Here is a 3,709-nt window from a genome sequence, read left to right on the forward strand (position 1 = left end):
ATCCACATCCACCGGCCCCAACCCCGCACTCGCCAACGCCGCACGCACCACCCGCTGCTGCGACGGACCATTCGGAGCCGTCAACCCATTCGACGCACCATCCTGATTCACCGCAGAACCACGCATCACCGCCAGGACGCGGTGCCCGTTACGGCGCGCATCCGACAACCGCTCCATCACCAGCAGGCCCACGCCTTCGGACCAACCCGTGCCGTCAGCGCCCTCGGCGAACGCCTTGCAGCGCCCGTCGGAAGCCAGTCCGTTCTGGCGGGCGAACTCCACGAAGGTGCCCGGGGTGGTCATCACCGTCACTCCGCCGGCCAGCGCCAGCGAGCACTCCCCCGAACGCAACGACTGCGCAGCCCAGTGCATCGCCACCAACGACGACGGTGCATCGCCACCAACGACGACGAGCACGCAGTGTCGACCGTGATCGCAGGACCTTCCAGACCCAGCGTGTAGGAGATGCGCCCCGAGACCAGGCTGCCCCCGCTGGAGCTGGCCGCGTAGTCATGGTGCATCAGACCGGTGAAGACACCCGTACTGCTCCCACGCAGCGACGCCGGATCCACACCCGCCCGCTCGAACGCCTCCCACGACAGCTCCAGCAACAACCGCTGCTGCGGATCAACTCCGCATCAAAACCAGCCACATCCGCAAGGAACCCGCCCTCACGCACATACGACTTCCCCGCCACCCCGGGCTCAGGGTCCACCGCACCCACCACGACACCCGAGGGCGCGCTCGCGCCGAGCAGTTCGTCGTTCAGGTGGTCGGCGAGGACCTTCGGTGTCGGGTAGTCGAAGACGAGGGTCGCGGGGAGCCGGAGACCCGTGGCGGAGTTGAGCCGGTTACGCAGTTCGACGGCGGTCAGGGAGTCGAACCCGAACTCGCGGAACGCGCGGTTCGCCTCGACGGCCTCCGCACTGCCGTGGCCGAGTACCGAGGCTGCCTGGGTGCGGATCATGGTGAGCAGTCGTTCAGCCCGTTCCGCCTCGGAAAGGCCGGCGAGTTCACCCCGCAGGGAGCTGTCTCCGACCGCGTCCTCCGTGGTGGCGGTGATCGTGGCACCGCGGCGGCGGGCCGGCACGAGCCCGTGGAAGATCTCCGCCAACTCGGCGCCCTGCGCCCGCAGTCCCGCCATGTCGACCCGCATCGGGGCGACCACGGGGTCACCCTGCACGAGTGCCGCGTCGAAGAGACGCAGCCCTTCCTCGGTGGAGAGCGGAGCGATGCCGCTGCTGCTGATGCGCGCACGGTCGGCGTCGTCGAGGTGGCCCGTCATTCCGCTGGCCTGGGCCCAGAAGCCCCAGGCCAGTGACTGCGCGGGCAGCCCGCGGGCGCGACGGTACGCGGCGAGCGCGTCGAGGTGTGCGTTGGCCGCGCCGTAGTTGGCCTGTCCCTGGCTGCCCGTGATCCCGGCGATCGACGAGAACAGCACGAAGTGGCGGAGGCCCATCTCCTCGGTCAGCTCGTGCAGGTGCCAGGCCGCTTCGGCCTTCGGGCGCATCACGGCGTCGATCTGCTCGGCGGTGAGTGTCCCGGTCGTGCCGTCGGCGAGTACGCCCGCCGCGTGGATGACGGCGTGGACGGGGTGCGCGGCGGGGACGTCGGCCAGGGCGCGCGCGAGGTCCGTACGGTCGGCGACGTCGCACGGCACCGCGGTCACCGTCGCGCCCGCCTCTTCGAGGCCGTCGATTCCGGAGCCGCTGCGGCTGAGGAGCAGCAGGTGGCGCACGCCGCAGTGGTCGACGAGGTGGTGGGCCAGGGCACCCGCGAGGGTCCCGCTCGCGCCGGTGATCACCACGGTGCCGTCGGCGTCCCACATCTCCCCGGCCTGTTCGGCTCCGGCCGGCGGCTCGGCTCTCCGCACCAGCCGGGGCACCTGCACGGCACCCGCGCGCAGCGCCACCTCGGGCCGGCCGAGCGTGGCGACATACGGGAGGAGGCGGGCCGAGTCCTCGTGTCCGTCGAGGTCGACGAGGAGGAAGCTGCCCGGGTTCTCCAGCTGTGCGGTACGGACGAGGCCGCGTACGGCGGCTGCCGCCAGGCTGGACCCGTCGGTGGCGCCGTGGGTGAGCACGAGCAGGGTGGCATCCGCGAACCGGTCGGCGGTGAGCCAGGCCTGCATCGTGCGCAGGGTGTGCGCCGTCGCCTCGCGTACGGCCTCGGGGTCGCTGCCCGTGCCGCTCCGGAGGACGACGACGTCGGCTTCGGCGATGTCGTCGAGGGACGAGGCGGTCCCGGCGGTCGGAAGCGTCAGGCCGTACGCGGCCGGAGCGCCCCCGTCCGGGGCGAGTACGACCCAGCGCGGTGCGGTCTGTTCCGTGCCGGCCTCCGGCTCGTCGAGCGTTACGGAGTCCCAGTCCACGCCGTAGAGCGCGCCCTCACGGGTGGTCCGCGCCGCCGCGGCGAGCTGCTCGGCGGTGACGGGACGCACGGCGAGCGACCCGACCGACGCGACGGGGCTGCCGGTGGTGTCGGCCAGGTCCAGGGCGACGGTGCCGCGCGGGCCGGGCCTGACCCGTACCCGGAGGGCGGTGGCGCCGGTCGCCGACAGCTCGACGTGTTCCCAGGCGAACGGCAGCTCGGCCCGGTCGTGCGGGGTGTCCACCCCTATCGCGTGCAGGGCCGCGTCGAGCAGCGCGGGGTGGATGCCGAACTGAGGTGCGCGCTCGCGGACTTCGTCAGCGATCTCGATCTCCGCGTACACCTCGGAACCCAGTCGCCAGGCGGCACGCAGCCCCTGGAACGCGGGCCCGTAGACGAGCCCCGACGCGGCGAGACGTTCGTACGCACCGTCCAGCGCGATGGGTTCGGCGCCGGACGGCGGCCACTGGGAGAGGTCGAAGCGCGGGTGGGAACGCGTGGCGCTGAGGGTCCCGGTGGCGTGCCGGGTCCAGGGGTCGCCCGCAGGGGCGTTCTCCGGCCGCGAGTAGATCGCGCACCGCCGGCGTTCGTCGGGGTGCCCGGCTCCGGCGTCCCCGGCCCGGGTGTCGTCCGTCTCGGCCCCGGTGCCCGTGGCGTCCGTCACGCCCTCGACGAGAACCTGGATCTCGACCGCACCGTCCTCGGGCAGTACGAGGGGGGCGGCGAGGGTGAGCTCTTCGAGGTGTGAGTGGCCGGTCTGGTCGCCGGCACGGATCGCCATCTCGACGAATCCGGTGCCGGGGAAGATCGTCCGGCCTTCGACGCTGTGATCGCCGAGCCAGGCGTCACGGCCGAGGCTGAGGCGTCCGGAGAAGGTGACGCCCTGCCCGGCCGCGTGCTCGACGGCGGCGCCGAGCAGCGGATGCCCGGTGGCGATCAGCCCGGCGGCGGACACGTCGCCCGCGCCGCCGAGTGCCTCGGCGCTGTCCAGCCAGTAACGCTGTCGCTGGAACGCGTACGTGGGCAGGTCCGTGTGGCGCGCCCCCTCGGTCAGGGCGGGGGTCCAGTCGACGTCCACGCCGTAGGACCAGAGTTCTCCCGCGGAGCGCAGGAACCGGTCGAGACCTCCGTCGTCGCGGCGCAACGTCCCGACGACGGTGCCGTCGAGCCGGGCCGCGTCGAGCATGTCGTTGATGCCCGGTGTGAGGACGGGGTGGGCGCTCGACTCCACGAAGGTGTCGAACCCTTCGCGGACGAGGGTGCCGATCGCGTCGGCGAAGAGCACCGGCTGCCGCAGATTGCGATACCAGTACCCCGCATCAACCACCCCCTCACCCAC

At 72.4% G+C, this 3,709-nt stretch carries 2 pseudogenes; both read right to left on the minus strand.

The annotated features are described in order from the left end of the window. Nucleotides 1-2,098 (minus strand): annotated as a pseudogene (locus OO67_RS40590) (type I polyketide synthase); the annotation flags it as partial. Between the two features lie 327 nt (nucleotides 2,099-2,425). Next, nucleotides 2,426-3,709 (minus strand): annotated as a pseudogene (locus OO67_RS41025) (polyketide synthase dehydratase domain-containing protein); the annotation flags it as partial.

This window comes from Streptomyces atroolivaceus, from assembly GCF_000717025.1.
Taxonomy (GTDB): domain Bacteria; phylum Actinomycetota; class Actinomycetes; order Streptomycetales; family Streptomycetaceae; genus Streptomyces; species Streptomyces atroolivaceus.